Origin of the sequence: Sulfitobacter sp. 1A12779, from assembly GCF_043557315.1 — a bacterium.
Lineage (GTDB): Bacteria > Pseudomonadota > Alphaproteobacteria > Rhodobacterales > Rhodobacteraceae > Sulfitobacter > Sulfitobacter faviae.
In genome coordinates this window covers 1-11790 of sequence record NZ_JBIFFU010000044.1, presented here as the reverse complement: position 1 = coordinate 11790, position 11790 = coordinate 1, and the positions used below count along the sequence as shown (strand labels likewise).

At 62.9% G+C, this 11790-nt stretch carries 14 protein-coding genes; 8 read left to right on the top strand and 6 right to left on the bottom strand.

The features are described from left to right. Positions 1-134: 134 nt before the first annotated feature. Positions 135-716 (top strand): thymidine kinase, encoded by a 582-nt coding sequence (locus ACGYLQ_RS20185; RefSeq protein ID WP_067267300.1) that lies wholly within the window; start codon positions 135-137, stop codon positions 714-716. Here the strand turns inward: ACGYLQ_RS20185 and ACGYLQ_RS20180 are convergent. The 5 genes from ACGYLQ_RS20180 to ACGYLQ_RS20160 form a co-directional block, all read right to left on the bottom strand. Then, positions 713-1663, bottom strand: coding sequence for a 2-hydroxyacid dehydrogenase (locus ACGYLQ_RS20180; RefSeq protein ID WP_394444555.1), 951 nt, complete (start codon positions 1661-1663; stop codon positions 713-715). The genes ACGYLQ_RS20185 and ACGYLQ_RS20180 overlap by 4 nt on opposite strands. Beyond that, the gene (locus ACGYLQ_RS20175; protein WP_209218245.1) at positions 1660-1998 is read right to left on the bottom strand and encodes a tRNA-binding protein; all 339 of its coding nucleotides are present in this window, start codon (positions 1996-1998) and stop codon (positions 1660-1662) included. Before ACGYLQ_RS20175 ends, ACGYLQ_RS20180 begins: the two co-directional genes overlap by 4 nt. Beyond that, complete coding sequence (gene proC, locus ACGYLQ_RS20170; RefSeq protein ID WP_394444553.1) at positions 1991-2806, bottom strand: pyrroline-5-carboxylate reductase; 816 nt, start codon at positions 2804-2806, stop codon at positions 1991-1993. The genes ACGYLQ_RS20175 and proC overlap by 8 nt, the downstream gene beginning before the upstream one ends. A 30-nt stretch (positions 2807-2836) precedes the next feature. Further along, positions 2837-3337: a YbjN domain-containing protein gene (locus tag ACGYLQ_RS20165; protein WP_394444552.1), complete on the bottom strand. Its 501-nt coding sequence runs from the start codon at positions 3335-3337 to the stop codon at positions 2837-2839. Between the two features lie 301 nt (positions 3338-3638). Continuing rightward, positions 3639-3881 carry an accessory factor UbiK family protein gene (locus tag ACGYLQ_RS20160; protein ID WP_067267308.1) on the bottom strand — a complete coding sequence of 81 codons (243 nt, stop codon included), beginning with the start codon at positions 3879-3881 and terminating at the stop codon, positions 3639-3641. Positions 3882-3975: 94 nt separating this feature from the next. Between ACGYLQ_RS20160 and lgt the strand changes: the two genes are divergently transcribed. From lgt to ACGYLQ_RS20135, 5 genes are all read left to right on the top strand, one after another. Then, positions 3976-4860, top strand: a complete 885-nt coding sequence (lgt, locus tag ACGYLQ_RS20155; protein WP_394444550.1) for a prolipoprotein diacylglyceryl transferase — start codon at positions 3976-3978, stop codon at positions 4858-4860. Further along, on the top strand, positions 4857-5915 hold the full coding sequence (locus ACGYLQ_RS20150) for a class I SAM-dependent methyltransferase (RefSeq protein WP_394444549.1): 1059 nt from the start codon (positions 4857-4859) through the stop codon (positions 5913-5915). The genes lgt and ACGYLQ_RS20150 overlap by 4 nt, the downstream gene beginning before the upstream one ends. Then, positions 5912-6667: a peptidoglycan editing factor PgeF gene (gene pgeF / locus ACGYLQ_RS20145; protein ID WP_394444547.1), complete on the top strand. Its 756-nt coding sequence runs from the start codon at positions 5912-5914 to the stop codon at positions 6665-6667. The genes ACGYLQ_RS20150 and pgeF overlap by 4 nt, the downstream gene beginning before the upstream one ends. A gap of 271 nt (positions 6668-6938) precedes the next feature. Beyond that, entirely contained in the window at positions 6939-7082 is a 144-nt protein-coding gene (locus ACGYLQ_RS20140) for a hypothetical protein (RefSeq protein ID WP_169306083.1), read from the top strand. Positions 7083-7354: 272 nt separating this feature from the next. Next, positions 7355-8068: a Hint domain-containing protein gene (locus ACGYLQ_RS20135; RefSeq protein WP_394444545.1), complete on the top strand. Its 714-nt coding sequence runs from the start codon at positions 7355-7357 to the stop codon at positions 8066-8068. Between the two features lie 2 nt (positions 8069-8070). Here the strand turns inward: ACGYLQ_RS20135 and ACGYLQ_RS20130 are convergent, their stop codons facing one another. Further along, complete coding sequence (locus tag ACGYLQ_RS20130) at positions 8071-8571, bottom strand: Lrp/AsnC family transcriptional regulator (protein ID WP_067267317.1); 501 nt, start codon at positions 8569-8571, stop codon at positions 8071-8073. 216 nt (positions 8572-8787) lie between these two features. On the opposite strand from ACGYLQ_RS20130, the gene trxB reads away from it, so the two are divergent. Next, positions 8788-9792, top strand: a complete 1005-nt coding sequence (trxB, locus tag ACGYLQ_RS20125; RefSeq protein WP_271688145.1) for a thioredoxin-disulfide reductase — start codon at positions 8788-8790, stop codon at positions 9790-9792. Between the two features lie 193 nt (positions 9793-9985). Continuing rightward, positions 9986-11698 carry a bifunctional sulfate adenylyltransferase/adenylylsulfate kinase gene (locus ACGYLQ_RS20120; RefSeq protein ID WP_394444543.1) on the top strand — a complete coding sequence of 571 codons (1713 nt, stop codon included), beginning with the start codon at positions 9986-9988 and terminating at the stop codon, positions 11696-11698. Positions 11699-11790 lie beyond the last annotated feature (92 nt).

Here is an 11790-nt window from a genome sequence, read left to right as displayed (position 1 = left end):
ATGTCATCGCGTCTCATGCCTCAAATATGGCACATCACGTTGCCGATGGGAATCTCCTGTCAGGTGGAGAACACTAGGATCAGGGCGGGGTTTGCATCTTGATCCGCTGTCATGGGCGGCGTAACACCCTGCCCATGGCAAAGCTCTACTTCAATTACTCCACCATGAACGCCGGTAAATCCACGGTGCTGCTTCAAGCGGCGCATAACTATGTGGAACGCGGCATGGTGCCCTTTTTGCTCACCGCGCAGTTCGACAACCGCGCGGGCGAAGGGCGCATCGCCTCCCGTATCGGCATCGGGCAAGAGGCCGATACTTTCGCCCCGGGCGAAGACCTTTTGGCCAAGATCGAAGCCCGGTTGGAGCAAGGCCCCTGCGCCTGTATCTTTGTCGATGAGGCGCAGTTTCTTGAGGTCGAGCAGGTCTGGCAACTGGCCCGCGCGGTGGATGATCTGGGCGTGCCGATCATGTGTTTTGGCCTGCGGGTCGATTTCCGGGGTGAGCTTTTCCCCGGTTCCGCCACCCTGCTGGCGCTGGCCGATGAGATGCGCGAAGTGCGCACCATTTGCCATTGCGGCAAGAAGGCCACGATGGTCGTGCGCCGCGACGCCGAAGGGCAAGCGATGCGGGACGGCGCGCAGGTGCAGATCGGCGGGAACGAGACCTATGTCTCGCTCTGCCGTAAACACTGGCGCGCCGCTGTGGGCGACGGTTAAACCCGGTTTGGCGGGGTCTCTCCGTCGATGAAGGCTTGTAGATTGGCAACGGCCATCAGCCCCATATCGACACGGACTTCATGCGCCGCCGTGCCGAGATGCGGCAGCAGCACAGCATTGTCGAGATCACGCAGCGCCTGTGGCACCTTGGGCTCGAACTCATAGACATCCAAACCCGCACCGCCAATGCGCCCCGCTTGAAGGGCTTCGATCAAGGCGGCCTCCTGCACCACATCGCCGCGGGCTATGTTGATCAGATGGGCATGGGGCTGCATCGCGCCGAGAACAGTCCCATCGATCAGATGCCGCGTCTCGCCGCCGCCGGGCACGGCGATGACAAGCACATCCACGGCTTCGGCCAGCGCGGTCAGGCTTTCGACACGGGTGGCGGGAAAATCGAGGTCTTTCTCACTGCGGTTGAAATAGCTGACCTGCATGTCGAACCCATAGTGGCAGCGCCGCGCGATGGCCTGCCCGATCCGCCCCATGCCAACGATGCCGACCCGTTTGCCGGTCAAATGCAGCCCCAACATCTGCGTCGGGTGCCAACCGGCCCAAGCGCCGGAGCGGACCAGCCGCTCCCCTTCGGCAGCGCGGCGGGCGGACATGAGCATAAGCGTCATGGCAACATCCGCCGTGGCATCGGTGACGGCGCCGGGGGTGTTGGTCACCTCCACCCCCGCCGCGCGGGCCGCGGCCGCGTCGATGTGGTTATAACCGACGCCGAAATTGGCGAGGATCTTGCAGCGCGGCTCGGGCACATCGGCGAAAACCTCGGCCGAGAAGGCATCCCCCAGGGTCGGCATCACCCCGTCATAGTCGCGCAGCGCCGCGCGCATTTCTTCGCCCGAAAGCGGCGCGGTTTCCTCGCGCACCGTCACTTCGCAGCCCTTCAATGCTTCGGTGACTTCCTTAGGCAAGGGTCTGGCAATCAATATCTTTTTCAATGCATCCGCCCTCCTTCGGGCACTTTTTGATCGGGCGACAAAAGCACGATCTCTCCGTCCTTGTCGGGCAGGCCAAGCACCAGCACCTCGGACATGAAAGGCCCGATCTGGCGCGCGGGGAAGTTAACCACGGCCACGACCTGCCGCCCCACCAGCGTCTCCGGCGTATAATGCGCGGTGATCTGGGCCGAGGTCTTACGCTCGCCGATCTCCTCGCCGAAATCTACCCAGAGTTTGATCGCCGGCTTGCGTGCTTCCGGAAAGGCTTCTGCCCGGGTCACGGTGCCGACGCGAATATCGACCTTGAGGAAATCGTCGAAAGTGATCTCAGCCATTGGCCAGCTCCCGCGATCTGTCCGCCGCGGCGGCGACTGCGCGCTTGAGAAGGGGCGGGAAGCCTTCGGCCTCATCCATCAAAACCTCAAGCGCCGCTTGGGTCGTGCCATTGGGGCTGGTGACGTTGACGCGCAGCTGGGCCGGATCCTCTTCAGCCTGCATCGCCAGCGCCCCTGCCCCGGCGACCGTCGCCTTGGCCAATTGCATCGCCAATTCCTCGGGCAGGCCTTGGGCCACACCGGCGGCGGCCATGCATTCGATCATGTGAAAGACATAGGCCGGGCCGGAGCCGCTAACCCCCGTGACCGCGTCGATCTGCGCCTCTTCGGTCAGGCGGACGACCTCACCCACCGCGCTCAATAGCGTTTCGGCTTCATCCAAAGACCGGCTTCCCGCCTTGGCGTTGCCGACGATGGCGGTGATCCCTTTGGAAATGGCAGCAGGCGTGTTGGGCATGGCCCGCACAATGGGCGTGTCGCCGCCGAGGACGCTTTCGAAATAGCCGATGGTCGTGCCCGCCGCGACGCTGACGAACAGCGTCTCACCATTGCCCATCGCCTGAAGCGTCGGCAGCGCATCCGCCATCATCTGCGGTTTGACCGCCACCAGCACCACTGCTGGCGCGGCAGGCAGGTCGGCGTTCAGGTTCACGCCGGTGCCTTGCAGCCAATCGGACGGTTTCGGGTCCACGACCCAGACCGCGCTTTCAGGCAGCCCCTGCGCCAGCCAGCCTTCCAACATGGCCGATCCCATTTTGCCACAGCCCAGCAAAACCAGACCGTCGCGTGCCACTCTCCCGTCTTTCATCCTATCCCCCGAAGTTGTTCGGGGACTTTGTTACGCTCGGCCGTAAGCCTCTGCAATGGCGACGTCCATCGCGGCCTTGGGGGTTTGATCGCCCCAGACCAGCAATTGCAGCGCAGGATAGTAGCGTTCCGCGCTCATGACGGCGGCACCGATCATCATGTCGATCTGCTCTGGCCCCGCGACCTGTCCGCCCGCCAAAACCAGCCCGTAGCGGTAGACCATCAACTGCTGATCGGCCCAGAAGCTGAAGGCCCCCGCCCAGCATTGATCGTTGACGAGGTTTAACAATTCGTAAAGTTCCGGCAGTTTTTCAGCCGGAGGCTCCATCTCGAAGGTGCAGATCAGGCGCAGCGTTTCGTCGTAAGCCGACCATGCCAGCGTGATGGAATAGGTCCGCCACTGCCCCTCGACCGCCATGGCGATCTGGTCATCCGCCACGCGGTCGAATTCCCAATCGTGATGGGCCGCGAGATTTTCAACGATATCAATGGGGTGGATTTCTTCTTCAAGGTAATGCTCGGACAGGGCCATTTCGCCACCTCTCAATCTGTTCCACGGGGCGGGACTTGGCCCACCATGCATGGAAGCCTGCACAAATAGGCGTGTAGGTTCACATCACCTATACAAGATATGGTGCTTGCAGCGGAACAGTCTGGCAAGTTTTTTCTTGGGGATAACCACAATTGATAGGGGATAACCGCAATAACTTGTGGGTAAATCGCGGAAATCGTCTATAAATTGGAGGGAGAGGGCGCGAGGGGCCGCAAGCGGCCCCTGTCCACGCGGGGGATCGCCGCCCCGGCCCGGGGCGGCTGATCAAACTCTATCGGGTTCAGTCCTTGGCTTCGAGCTTGTCGAGCCGCGCTTTAAGCGCTTCGTTCTCTTCGCGGGCCTTCTGCGCCATGGCGCGCACCGCGTCGAACTCCTCACGGGTGACGAAATCACGGTCGGCGAGCCAACGGTCGAGCATGCCCTTGAAGGCGGTCTCGGCCTCGTCCTTGGCGCCTTGGGCGACGCCCATCGCGTTTGTCATCATCTGTGAAACATCGTCGAAAAACTTGTTGCGGGTCTGCATGTCTGGCCTCCGGAGGTTTGTTAGCCTCTATATGGGGCGCGGCGCCCTTGCTCGCAAGGTTGACTTCCCCGCGCGGCCTTGCTCAATCAGCAGCATGATAGCCATGCTCCCCTTCCCCGATATCGCGCCGGAAATCTTTTCGGTGACCCTGTTTGGTTCCACCTTCGCGCTGCGCTGGTATGCGCTGGCCTATATCGTGGGTATCCTGCTTGGCTGGCGCATTGCCACTGCGGCGGTCAAACGCCCCCAACTGTGGAAGAGCGACACGCCTGTGATGAAGCCCGGTCAGGTCGAGGACCTGCTCTTTTGGGTCATTCTGGGCGTGATCCTTGGCGGACGTTTGGGCTATGTGCTGTTCTACCAACCGGCCTATTACCTGTCGAACCCCGCCGCGATCTTGCAGCTTTGGGAGGGCGGCATGTCCTTCCATGGCGGCGCGCTTGGGGTCATTCTGGCCGGGCTTTTCTATACATGGCGGCACCGGATTCCGGTGATTTCGACCGGGGATATGGTCTGTCTGGGGCTGGCGCCGGGGCTGTTTCTGGGGCGGCTGGCGAATTTCATCAATGCCGAACTGTGGGGCCGCCCGACCGATCTGCCTTGGGGCGTAGCCTTCCCCGGTGAAGCGGCGCAGTTCTGCCCCGATGTGGCGGGCATCTGCGCGCGCCACCCCTCGCAACTTTATGAGGCGCTGCTGGAGGGTTTGCTCTTGGGCGGCGTGCTGCTGTGGATGGCGTGGAAACGCGGCGCGCTCAAAATGCCGGGGCTGATCGGTGGCACTTTCCTTGCAGGCTATGGCGCGGCACGGTTCGCGGTGGAGTTCCTGCGCCAACCCGACGCGCAATTCGTCACCCCCGGCAACCCGCTGGGGCTGGCATGGCATATCGGCGGCTGGGGGCTGACCATGGGGCAGTTCCTATCGCTGCCGATGATTGCCGTGGGCGTCTTCCTCATCATCCGAGCGCGGCGGCAGACATGAGCCTGAAGGACCATCTGCTCACAAGGATCGCGCTGGAAGGGCCGATGCGGCTGGACGCCTATATGCAGTCCTGCCTGCTGCATCCCGATTGGGGGTACTACACCACCCGCGCGCCTTTCGGCCCGGAGGGGGATTTCATCACCGCCCCCGAGATCAGCCAGATGTTTGGCGAGTTGATCGGCCTGTCGCTGGCGCAAAACTGGCTGGATCAGGGCGCGTCCTCCCCCTTCACACTGGCCGAGCTTGGGCCGGGTCGGGGGACATTGATGGCCGACATTCTGCGCGCCACGGCGCGGGTGCCGGGGTTTCAGGACGCGGCGCAGGTCACGCTGGTCGAGGCCTCTCCTACGTTACGCGATGTGCAGCGCGAGACGCTGCGAGGGGCCGAGGTCACTTGGGCCGAAAATGCCGCTGACCTGCCAGATGCGCCGCTGTTCCTGGTCGCCAATGAATTTTTCGACGCGCTGCCGATCCGGCAATTCATCCGCCAAGGCGCAGGCTGGGCCGAGCGCCGGGTGGGCGCGGCAGAGGGGGCGCTGACCTTTGGCCTCGGCCCCGTGACCCCACAGCCTGCCCTTGCCCATCGGCTGGAGGATACGAAAGACGGCGACCTTGTTGAGCTTTGCGCCCCGGCGGCGGAGATCATGGAAGAGATCGGCAAACGCATCGCGGACCATGGCGGGGCGGGGCTGATTATCGACTATGGCGATTGGCGCGCCTTGGGCGACACGCTGCAAGCGCTGGAAAACCACAGCCCCGCCGACCCGCTCGCCAATCCCGGGCAGGCCGACCTGACCGCCCATGTTGATTTCGAGGCGCTGGCCCGCGCCTGCCCCTGCCCCCATAGCCGCGTGGTCACCCAAGGCGTTTTTCTGGAGCGGTTGGGCATCACCCCCCGCGCGCAGAAACTGGCCGAGGCGCTGACCGGCGACGCGCTCAGCAACCATATTGCCGCACATCGACGGTTGACGCACCCGGCGGAAATGGGAAACCTGTTCAAAGTGATGGGGCTCTACCAAAAAGGTCAGACCCCGCCCCCGGGGACAGAAGTATGATGCTCGAAATTCTGACATCCGATGCGCTTGCGCCTTTGCGGCACGGGTTTTTCACCCGCCGTGGCGGCGCGTCTTCGGGGGTGTTTTCCGGGCTGAACTGCGGCAGCGGCAGCTCAGACCAGTCCGAGATCGTGCGCATCAACCGCGCCCGCGCCGCCGAGGCGATGGGCCTACCTGCCGACCATCTTGTCGGCGTGCATCAGGTGCATTCCGCCACCGTGGTCACGGTGACGGAGCCGCAGGACGACAAGCCCCGTGCCGATGCCTTGGTCACCAAGACCCCCGGCATCGCCCTGTCGATCCTGACCGCCGACTGTCAGCCCGTGCTCTTTGCCGATGCGCAGGCCGGAGTGGTGGGCGCGGCCCATGCGGGCTGGCGCGGCGCGCTTGACGGGATACTCGAGGCGACGGTCGACGCCATGGTCGATCTCGGCGCCACCCGCGAAAAGATCACCGCGGTGATCGGCCCCTCCATCAGCCAGCGCGCCTATGAGGTCGGACCGGAGTTTCTGGACAACTTTATGAATGCCGACCCCGAGTTTGCCCGCTACTTTGCCCAAGGCGAAGGCGACCGGCTGCATTTCGACCTGCCCGGCTTTGGCCTGAACCGGCTGCGCGCGGCAGGCGTGGGCCACGCGGAATGGACGCGGCATTGCACCTACGCCGATGCCGCGCGATTCTATTCCTACCGGCGCACGACCCACGCTAAAGAAGCGGACTATGGCCGCTTGCTCTCGGCGATCACCCTCTGAACGGGGCGGGATTGCGGCAAAGCCTGCCCGTTTTGCGCCGCATTGCTGTCGCGATATCTGGCACAATCAGCCCCTTGCGGCAGCATTGTTTCTCGCACCCCCTGCAAGCCACCGAAAATTAACACTTTTCGAAGTATGGCAAAGGCGCCCAAAACCGCCCTTCCAAGCCGTCAATTTCCCACAAGTTTCTCGCCCACGGTCAAAAACCGGCCCGATTGCACTGCGATAGTGGATGCAACGATGCCCGCGTGACCCGAAGAGGAACAGAGCCATGAAAAAGAACCCGCGCTTCATCAAATCCGTTGTCGAGACAGCGGCCAAGACCGACACCGTCATGCCTTGGGCCCGCGGTGCGCGCCGCGCCGCTTTCATCGCCAAACGCTCGGGCAACGCCCCGGTCCGCAAGACCGCCTGAAAAGTTTCCCCCGGTACCGGTGCCACGCGCCCGGTATAGCAGACCGCCCCTCGTGACGTTGATTCGTTGCGAGGGGCGTTTTCACGCGAATATGGCGATCACGCACCCGGCCCGGAAACAGCCCCCCGCATTCAGCCAAGATTGGCGCGCAAAGCGCAGCACTCAGGCCGGATATTTTGACAAATCCCTCAGAACATGGCGCAGTATCCGTCAGCCCGCGCCGGTGCATGCCGCCCTCGGCAGCGCTGTGCCGGGCCGACAAAGGGTTTTGCATGACTGAGACCGCCACCAAAGCCGAAGGCCCACCGCCCGCGCCGATGCGCAGCTATGAAGTCGCCGCGCTCCGCGCCGTTGGGTCGCTCTATATCGGCCAAGACACCGCGCCCACCGCGCCACTTCTCGAAGCCGCTTTCGCGGCCTTTGCCCGCGGGACGCCGATCCAAACGGTGCAGGGCGACATCCCCATCGAAGATCTCCAGCCCGGCGATATGATCAACACAAGTGCCGGAGGTCCGGCGCAGTTGATCTGGATCGGGTCGAGCCGTTTCATCCCGGCAGACAGTGGGCGGCTGCCCCTCATCCGCATCATGCCCGACAGTTTCGGCGAGGGGCGCCCCAGTTCGTTCCTCACCCTCGGCCCCGCCGCGCGGGTGCTCCAGACGCCGCCCCACCTGCGGGCCGCGGCGGGGGGCAGCCGCCTGCTCACCCCGCTGTGCGAATTCGTGGATGGGGTCAATGTGATCGAGGTCACCCCGCCAACCCCGGTGCGCCTGTTTCATATCTGCCTGTCGCGTCATGCGGTGATCAAGGCAGGCGGGCTAGAGATGGAGACCTTTCACCCCGGCGCTCAAGCGCTGCGTGACGCAACACCCGGCCTGCGGGATCGCTTTCTCTCCATGTTTCCGCAGATCGCGCATGGGCATGATTTCGGCCCCCTCGCCCATCCCCGCGCGCCCGCGGCGGCAGAAGACCGCGCCGACAGCTGATTTCAAGGCGCTGTCGACAGCCGCGCCTCCAACACATCGAAAGGCACGCCGGGCTCATCCTTGGCCCCGCGGATCACGAGGCTGGTCTTCACGCTTTCCACATTGGGCGTGGTCAGCAATTGCCCGGTCAGGAAACTTTGAAAGCTCGACAGATCCGGTGCCACGCATTTCAGGATGAAATCGACTTCCCCGTTGAGCATATGGCACTCACGCACCAGCGGCCAACCACGGCATTTCTCTTCAAACGCGCTCAGATCAGCCTCGGCCTGACTGGCCAGCCCGACCATGGCGAAGACCTGCACCTCAAAGCCCAGTTCCCGCGCATCGACATCCGCATGATAGCCTTTGATATAGCCCTGCTCTTCCAAGGTGCGCACGCGGCGCAAACAGGGCGGTGCAGAGATGCCGACGCGTTTGGCCAGTTCGACATTCGTCATCCGGCCATCAGATTGCAACTCGGCCAAGATCATCCGGTCTATCGGATCAAGTCGTGTACCCGCCATAACATCCTCAGTGAATTTTCGATTCTTATAGCAGCCTGCGTGGTACACGCAATAAAGTTTCACACAAGCGCAATATTCTTTATCGCGATCCTTGAGGCCAACCGCCCTTACCGCTCACGCAAGCGTAATGACGGGGCGGTGACGGCAGGGGTTTAACGGCTTCGCGGCTATCGCTATATGAGGCGGGCAATATCAATGACAGCCCGGGGGCGCCAGATGGCCGAGACACGTAAAACCAAGGTACTGATCATCGGCTCCGGCCCTGCGGGCTATACCGCCGGGGTCTACGCAAGCCGCGCCATGCTGGAGCCGATCCTCGTGCAGGGGATCGAGCCGGGCGGCCAGCTGACCACCACCACCGAGGTTGAGAACTGGCCCGGCGACAGCGAGGTGCAGGGCCCCGACCTGATGATCCGCATGCAGGACCACGCCAAGGCCATGGGGACCGAGATCATCGGTGACATCATCACCGACCTCGACCTGTCGAGCCGCCCCTTCCACGCCAAGGGCGACAGCGGCACGACTTACGTCGCAGATTCCGTGATCCTCGCCACCGGCGCCCGCGCGAAGTGGCTGGGGCTGGAGAGCGAAGAAAAGTTCAAGGGCTTCGGCGTCTCGGCCTGTGCCACCTGCGATGGCTTCTTCTACCGCGGTCAGGAGATCGTCGTGATCGGCGGCGGCAACACCGCCGTGGAAGAGGCGCTGTTCCTCACCAACTTCGCCTCCAAGGTCACGCTGATCCACCGCCGGGACGAGCTGCGCGCCGAGAAGATCCTGATCGACCGACTGATGAAGAACCCCAAGATCGAGCCGCTGTGGTTCCATGAGCTGCATGAGGTCTACGGCACCGACAACCCGCTCGGCGTCGAGGGCGTGAAGGTCAAACACACCAAGACCGGCGAGATCACCGACATTCCCGCCAAGGGCGTCTTTGTCGCCATCGGCCATGCGCCTGCCAACGAGTTGGTCAAAGACACACTGGAGACCCACATGGGCGGCTATGTCGTGACCAAACCCGACAGCACCGAAACCTCGATCCCCGGCGTCTTTGCCGCGGGCGATCTGACCGACCACAAGTACCGCCAAGCGGTGACCAGCGCCGGCATGGGCTGCATGGCTGCACTCGAAGCCGAGCGTTTCCTTGCCGAAGTGGGCGATGATGACGGCAAAGATACCTCCCTCCCGCTCGGCTACGGGGCCGAGGTGAAGGAAGACGTTTAACTCAGACGAAGGCGCGGCGGAGATAATTCCGGTTTCCGCCGCCCCTCAGCACCCGAATTGCAGGCCACCCTCGGATCATGGGATTTCGGCCTTTAACGGGGCGACACCCCTTAGTTCTATAGACTTTTCACATCTTTTACAGCTATGGCAGCCGGGACCAAAGCCGCCTGTTCCCTGAAGAAAAGTGATAGTCATGATGCCCAGCAACCTCACGTCGATCCCCGAACTTTACGTCTCTTACGAGTCGTCGCAAAAGCTGAAGGTGGAGGCGGGCAATCTGGTGAGCCTCGACCTCACCCCGCGCCAAATCTGCGATCTGGAACTCTTGATGAACGGCGGCTTTAACCCGCTGAAAGGGTTCTTGGGTGAAGAGGACTACGACAGCGTGGTCGAGAATATGCGTCTGGCGGATGGCTCCCTCTGGCCGATGCCCATCACCCTCGACGTGACCGAGGATTTCGCCGAGAAGCTGGAAGTAGGGCAGGACATCGCCCTGCGCGACCAAGAGGGCGTGATCCTCGCGACCATGACCGTGACCGACCGCTGGACCCCGAACAAATCGCGCGAGGCCGAGAAGGTCTTTGGCGCCGATGACGAGGCGCATCCGGCGGTGAACTACCTGCACAACCAAGCGGGCAACGTTTATCTCGGCGGTCCGGTGACCGGCATCCAGCAGCCCGTGCACTACGATTTCCGCGCGCGCCGCGACACGCCTAACGAGCTGCGCGCCCATTTCCGCAAGCTGGGCTGGCGCCGCGTCGTGGCCTTTCAAACCCGCAACCCGCTGCACCGCGCGCATCAGGAACTCACCTTCCGCGCCGCGCGTGAGGCGCAGGCCAACCTGCTGATCCACCCGGTCGTCGGCATGACCAAACCGGGCGACGTGGATCACTTCACCCGCGTGCGCTGCTATGAGGCTGTGCTCGACAAATACCCTGCCGCCACGACCTCCATGTCGCTCCTGAACCTCGCCATGCGCATGGCTGGCCCGCGCGAGGCCGTTTGGCACGGGCTGATCCGCAAGAACCACGGTTGCACCCATTTCATCGTCGGTCGCGACCATGCCGGCCCCGGCAAGAACTCCGCCGGTGAGGATTTCTATGGCCCCTATGACGCGCAGGAATTGTTCCGCGCGCATCAGGAGGAGATGGGCATCGAAATGGTCGATTTCAAACATATGGTCTGGGTGCAGGAACGCGCGCAATATGAGGCCATGGATGAGATCGAGGACAAGGACAGCGTCACCATTCTGAACATCTCGGGCACCGAGCTGCGCCGTCGCCTGCGGGAAGGTTTGGAGATCCCTGAGTGGTTCTCCTTCCCCGAGGTCGTCAAGGAACTGCGCCGCACCTCCCCGCCGCGGTCCAAACAGGGGTTCACCGTCTTCTTCACCGGTTTCTCCGGCTCCGGCAAGTCCACCATTGCCAACGCGCTGATGGTCAAGCTGATGGAAATGGGTGGCCGCCCCGTGACACTGCTGGACGGGGATATCGTGCGGAAAAACCTCAGTTCTGAGTTGGGCTTCTCGAAAGAGCACCGCGATCTGAACATCCGCCGCATCGGCTATGTCGCCTCCGAGATCACCAAGAACGGCGGGATCGCCATCTGCGCACCGATCGCGCCCTATGCCGCCACCCGCCGTGCGGTGCGCGAGGATGTGGAGAGCTTCGGCGCCTTCGTCGAGGTGCATGTCGCAACCTCCATCGAGGAATGCGAACGCCGCGACCGCAAGGGGCTCTACAAGCTGGCGCGGGAAGGCAAGATCAAAGAGTTCACCGGCATCTCCGACCCCTACGATGTGCCGCAGAACGCCGAACTGGTGCTGGAGACCGAGAATGTCGAGGTCGACAACTGCGCGCATCAGGTGTTGCTGAAGCTCGAAAGCATGGGGCTGATCGCGGGGTAAGCCGATCAGTCTCTGCTAAAGCGTCCGACGCAAAACCTGAATCGGAATAGATTCCCTTGAGGGCTGATCTGTGATTCATCCTGTTTGGGAGG

Coding starts and splice junctions, on each gene's coding strand:
- ACGYLQ_RS20165 (WP_394444552.1), bottom strand. CDS start 3,337: ATGGCCCTGTCCGAGCATTACCTTGAAGAAGAAATCCACCCCATTGAT.
- lgt (WP_394444550.1), top strand. CDS start 3,976: ATGATAGCCATGCTCCCCTTCCCCGATATCGCGCCGGAAATCTTTTCG.
- ACGYLQ_RS20130 (WP_067267317.1), bottom strand. CDS start 8,571: ATGGCGGGTACACGACTTGATCCGATAGACCGGATGATCTTGGCCGAG.
- ACGYLQ_RS20175 (WP_209218245.1), bottom strand. CDS start 1,998: ATGGCTGAGATCACTTTCGACGATTTCCTCAAGGTCGATATTCGCGTC.
- ACGYLQ_RS20160 (WP_067267308.1), bottom strand. CDS start 3,881: ATGCAGACCCGCAACAAGTTTTTCGACGATGTTTCACAGATGATGACA.
- trxB (WP_271688145.1), top strand. CDS start 8,788: ATGGCCGAGACACGTAAAACCAAGGTACTGATCATCGGCTCCGGCCCT.
- ACGYLQ_RS20185 (WP_067267300.1), top strand. CDS start 135: ATGGCAAAGCTCTACTTCAATTACTCCACCATGAACGCCGGTAAATCC.
- ACGYLQ_RS20135 (WP_394444545.1), top strand. CDS start 7,355: ATGACTGAGACCGCCACCAAAGCCGAAGGCCCACCGCCCGCGCCGATG.
- ACGYLQ_RS20150 (WP_394444549.1), top strand. CDS start 4,857: ATGAGCCTGAAGGACCATCTGCTCACAAGGATCGCGCTGGAAGGGCCG.
- ACGYLQ_RS20140 (WP_169306083.1), top strand. CDS start 6,939: ATGAAAAAGAACCCGCGCTTCATCAAATCCGTTGTCGAGACAGCGGCC.
- ACGYLQ_RS20120 (WP_394444543.1), top strand. CDS start 9,986: ATGATGCCCAGCAACCTCACGTCGATCCCCGAACTTTACGTCTCTTAC.
- pgeF (WP_394444547.1), top strand. CDS start 5,912: ATGATGCTCGAAATTCTGACATCCGATGCGCTTGCGCCTTTGCGGCAC.
- proC (WP_394444553.1), bottom strand. CDS start 2,806: ATGAAAGACGGGAGAGTGGCACGCGACGGTCTGGTTTTGCTGGGCTGT.